Origin of the sequence: Micromonospora sp. KC207 (assembly GCF_004348615.1) — a bacterium.
In the GTDB taxonomy this organism is placed as follows: domain Bacteria; phylum Actinomycetota; class Actinomycetes; order Mycobacteriales; family Micromonosporaceae; genus Micromonospora.
Map to the genome: position 1 here is coordinate 1 of NZ_SMKJ01000388.1, position 4996 is coordinate 4996.

At 72.2% G+C, this 4996-nt stretch carries 2 protein-coding genes; both read right to left on the reverse strand.

Annotation, left to right across the window (positions count from 1 at the left end; translation table 11 throughout):
• The coding region (locus E1258_RS29780; RefSeq protein ID WP_207919809.1) for a type I polyketide synthase at window positions 1–1261 on the reverse strand (1261 nt) is incomplete at its 3' end.
• Window positions 1262–1286: 25 nt separating this feature from the next.
• Window positions 1287–4898, reverse strand: coding sequence for an SDR family NAD(P)-dependent oxidoreductase (locus E1258_RS29785; protein WP_165949933.1), 3612 nt, complete (start codon window positions 4896–4898; stop codon window positions 1287–1289).
• Between the last annotated feature and the right edge of the window lie 98 nt (window positions 4899–4996).

Sequence of the window (4996 nt, forward strand, 5' to 3'; positions counted from 1 at the left end):
CCGCCGACCAATCCACATGCGGCGACGGCTCATCCACATGCAACGACGCCGGCAACACCCCACGCCGCAACGCCATCACCATCTTGATCAAGCCCGCGACCCCGGCCGCAGCGGCGGTGTGCCCGATGTTCGACTTGATCGACCCCAGCCACAACGGCCGGTCCTCCGGGCGATCCTGCCCATACGTGGCCAGCAACGCCTGCGCCTCGATCGGGTCGCCGAGCCGGGTCCCCGTGCCGTGCGCCTCTACGGCGTCGACGTCCGCAGTGGACAGCTCTGCTGCGGCGAGCGCCTGGCGGATCACCCGCTCCTGCGACGGGCCGTTCGGCGCGGTCAGACCATTCGACGCACCATCCTGATTCACCGCACTACCCCGGATCACCGCCAACACCCGATGACCGTTGCGCTGCGCATCCGACAACCGCTCCAGCAACAGCACACCGACACCCTCACCCCAGCCCGTGCCATCCGCCCCCGCCGCGAACGCCTTGCACCGACCATCCGGCGCCAACCCCCGCTGCCGGCTGAACTCCACGAACAGCTTGGGTGTCGCCATCACCGTCACCCCGCCGGCCAGAGCGAGGCCGCACTCGCCGCGCCGCAGGGACTCGGCGGCCAGGTGGATCGCCACCAGCGACGACGAACAGGCCGTGTCCACCGCCACCGCGGGGCCTTCCAGGCCGAAGGTGTACGAGATGCGCCCGGCGACCACACTGCCGGAGCCGCCGGTGAGCAGGTAGCCCTCGTTGCTGTCCGAGCCGGTCTGCACCAGTGGTGTGTAGTCCTGGCCGCCGTAGCCGACGAAGACGCCGGTGTCGCTACCGCGCAGATCGGTGCCGGACAGCCCGGCGCGTTCGAACGCCTCCCAGGACACCTCCAGCAGCAACCGCTGCTGCGGGTCCATGGCCAGCGCCTCCCGCGGGTTGACACCGAAGAAGGCAGCGTCGAAGTCGGTGGCGCCCGTGAGGAAGCCCCCCTCTCGGACGTAGCTCTTGCCCGGCCGATCGGGGTCAGGGTCGTACAGGGAGTCGGTGTCCCAGCCGCGGTCGGTGGGGAAGCCGGAGATGGCATCCGTGCCCTCGGTGAGGATCTCCCACAGTTGCTCAGGGCTGCTCACGCCGCCGGGGAAACGGCAGCTCATCGCCACGACGGCAATCGGCTCCCGGGCCCGTTCCTCGACCTCTTCGAGCCGGCGTCGGGTCCGCCGGAGGTCGGCGGTGAGCAACTTGAGATAGTCGCGGTACTTGTCCTCGTTCGCCATGTCTACGTTCAGCTCCTTGCGCGGCTCAGGCGCGTCCGAGTTCCCGGTCGAGAAGGTCGAACATGTCGTCGTCGGTCGCCGTGTCGAGTACGTCGTCGTCGCTCTCCGACCCGGCAGTGCCGTGGGTGTCGGTCCAGCGGCGCAGGAGAGCCTGCAGCCGGTTGGTGACCCGATCCCGCACGGCGTCCTCCGGCTCGGCACCGGACAGCGCGGCATCGAGGCGGTCCAGTTCGGTGAGGATCGCCGGCCGTGCTTCCGCCGGTGGGGCGAGGCGGCCGTCGATGGCTTCGGCCAGCGCCTCCGGCGACGGATGATCAAAGACCACGGTCGCCGGCAGACGCAGTCCGGTGACGCCGTGCAGATGGTTGCGCAGCTCGACCGCGGTCAACGAATCGAAGCCGAGATTCTTGAACGACTCGGCCGGGGCGACCGCGTCGACGTCAGCGTGGCCCAGGACGAGCGCGGCGCCGCGCCGTACCAGATCAAGCAGTGCCCGGTGCCGATCCCCGCCGGGCATGGCCGCCAAGCGCTCGGCGAGCGGTACCTCGGCGTCGCGCGCGGCGGCGTTACGCCGCCGCACGACCGGCTGGACCAGCCCCCGCAGCAGCACCGGCACCGCCTCCGGTGCCATGGCGCGGAGTGCGCTGCGGTCCAGCGGGGTAAGGGCAACCGCCGGCTCGGTGCCGCCGAGCGCGGTGTCCAGCAGGCTCAGCGCGGCCTCGGTGGTCAGCGGCGCCAATCCGGTACGCGCCACGCGTCGCACGTCCGCGTCGGCCAGGCGCCCGGTAATCGTGCTGCGCTCGCTCCAGAAACCCCAGGCCAGCGACCGAGCCGGGAGCCCCTGCACGGCTCGACGCCGGGCGAAGGCGTCGAGGAAGGCGTTCGCCGCCGCATAGTTGCTCTGCCCGCCGCTGCCGAAGACCCCGGCGACCGAGGAGAACAACACGAACGCCGCCAGGTCGTAGCCGGCAGTCAGCTCGCCGAGATGGACGGCACCGTCGACCTTCGGGCGCATCACCGCGTCGATACGGTCCGGGTTCTGCTGTCCCACGGTGCCGTCGTCGACCACGCCGGCGGTGTGCACCACGGCGGTCAGCGGCCGATCCGGCGGGATGCCTCCGAGCAGCGCCGCCACGGCAGCCCGGTCGCCGACGTCGCAGGCGACGACGGTGGCCTCGGCGCCCCGCGTACGCAGCTCGCGGACCAGCTCCGCCGCACCGGCGGCCGCCGCGCCCTGGCGGCTGGTCAGCAGCAGGTGGCGGATGCCGTACGCGGCGACCAGGTGCCGGGCCACGTGCCCGCCGAGGGTGCCGGTGCCGCCCGTGATCAGCACTGTTCTGGCGGGGTCCAGCGGCGGCGGCAGCGTCAACACGATCTTGCCGATGTGTCGTGCCTGGCTCATGTGCCGCAGCGCCTCCCGGGCGTTGCGCAGGTCCCAGGCGGTCACCGGCAGCGGCCTCAGCTCGCCGCCCTCGAACAGGGCGAGGACGCTGCGCAGCATCTCGCCGATGCGTTCCGGTCCCGCCTCCGAGGTGTCGAAGGCCTGGTACCGCACGCCGGGGTGGATGGCGGCAACCTGCTCCGGATCCCGGATGTCAATCTTGCCCATCGACACGAACCGCCCGCCCCGGGGCAGCAGCCGCAGCGAGGCGTCGACGAATTCCCGGGCCAGCGAGTCGAGCACGACGTCCATGCCCGCGCCGCCGGTCGCCGTCCGGAACCGGTCCTCGAAGTCGAGGGTCCGCGAGGATGCCAGGTGCTCGTCGTCGAGGCCGAGTTCACGCAGCGCAGCCCACTTACCGGGGCTGGCCGTGGCGAACACCTCGGCACCGAGATGCCGGGCAATCTGCACCGCGGCCATGCCGACCCCGCCGGCCGCCGCGTGGACGAGCACCCGCTGGCCGGCGGTCAGGCCCGCGAGGTCACGCAGGCCGTACCAGGCGGTCGCGAAGACCACGGGAACGGCCGCGGCCTGGGCGAACGACCAGCCCGCGGGCATCGGCACCACGGTCCGGGAGTCGGCGATCGCCACCGGGCCGAACGCGGCGTCGAGGAAGCCCATCACCCGGTCGCCGACGGCCACGCCGGTCACCTCGGCACCCACCTCGGTGACGGTCCCGGCACCCTCGGTTCCCAGGAACGCCCGCTCCGGATACATGCCCAGGGAGATCAGCACGTCTCGGAAGTTCACACCGGCGGCCCGAACGGCCACCCGGATCTGCTGCGGCCCCAGAGCCTCGGACGCGTCCTGCGTCGGGGCGAAGGTCAGATCGTCCAGGGTGCTGCCGGTCGCGGTGAGTCGCCAGGCGACGCCCGGGACCGGAGTGGGCGAGCGAACCGCTGTCAGCCGGGGTGTCAGGACCTGCCCGTCCCGGATCGCGAGCTGCGGCTCACCGGTCGCGACCGCCGCCCGCAGCACCGTCTCGTCCGCTCCGACCGGCATGTCGTGGTCGACCAGGACGAACCGACCGGGGTGCTCGGACTGGGCCGAGCGGACCAGGCCCCAGGCCGCTGCCGCGGCCGGGTCGGTGCCCTCGCCGCCTATGGCGACGGCACCCCGGGTGAGAAGCACCAGGCGTGTGCCGGCCATGGCTTCCGAGGCGAGCAGATCTTGTACGGCCAGAAGCGCGCTCGTGGCACTTCCGCGCGCGGCCACGGCTACACCCACGCCCGTACCGGGGACGTCCACCGGCACGACGACGACGTCCGGAACGTCCGTCACGGAGCCGAGCCGTACGCCCTCGGGCAGCACGGACCACCGCTCATCCTGATCCGGCGGACCCGGCTCGACCGCCGTCCAGTCCACGGTGAACACGGCATCGTCGGCGGCGTCCGTGGCAGGCTGCCCTTCGAGGTCGACGGGGCGGGTGGCGACCTCCCCCACCGAGATGACCGGGTCGCCCTTCTGGTCGACGGCGGTCAGCGCGAAGCGGCTCTCGCTCAGCGGCTGGAGCCGCACGGTGAGCCGGGTCGCTCCGGCGGCGTGCAGCCGTACGTCGCTGAAGCTGAACGGCAGCAGCGAGCGGACCGCGCCGTCGGGCTGCCCGGGCACGGCCAGCAGGGTCGCCTGGAACGCCGCGTCGAGCAGGGCGGGGTGCAGGCCGTACCGGACGGCGTCCCGGGTCGCCTCGGCGGGCAGCTCCACGTCGGCGTAGACGTGGTCGCCGTCGATCCAGACGGCTCGCAGGCCCTGGAAGGTAGGGCCGTACCGGTAGCCGGCGTCGGTCAGCCGCTCGTAGAGGCCGTCCATCGTGATCGGCTGCGCGGCTGGCGGGCGGACGACGGCGAGGTCGATGTCGGTGGGTGCGGGTTCGGTGGTGAGAGCGCCGGTGGCGTGGAGTCCGGCGGGGGAGGTGATGGTGAGGTCGTGGTGGCCGTTGTCGTCGGGTGTGCTGATGCGGACGTGCACGTCAGCCGGGATGGTCAGTGGGGTGTGCAGGGTGAGTTCGTGCACGGTGGTGGCGCCGACGTGGTCGCCGGCGTGGATGGCGAGTTCCACGAAACCGGTGCCGGGCAGGATCGTGGTGTCGCCGACCACGTGTTCGGCCAGCCACGACTGTGTGCCTGCGGTGAGCCGCCCGGTGAGCAGCAGATCGTCGCCGATCGAAACCGCCGCTGCCAGCAGCGGATGCCCCACCGGCTGCAACCCGAACGCCGAGGCGTCCCCAACCGGAGCAGCCGGCGGCAACCAGAACCGCTGCCGCTGAAACGGGTAAGTGGGCACAAGCTCGGCCG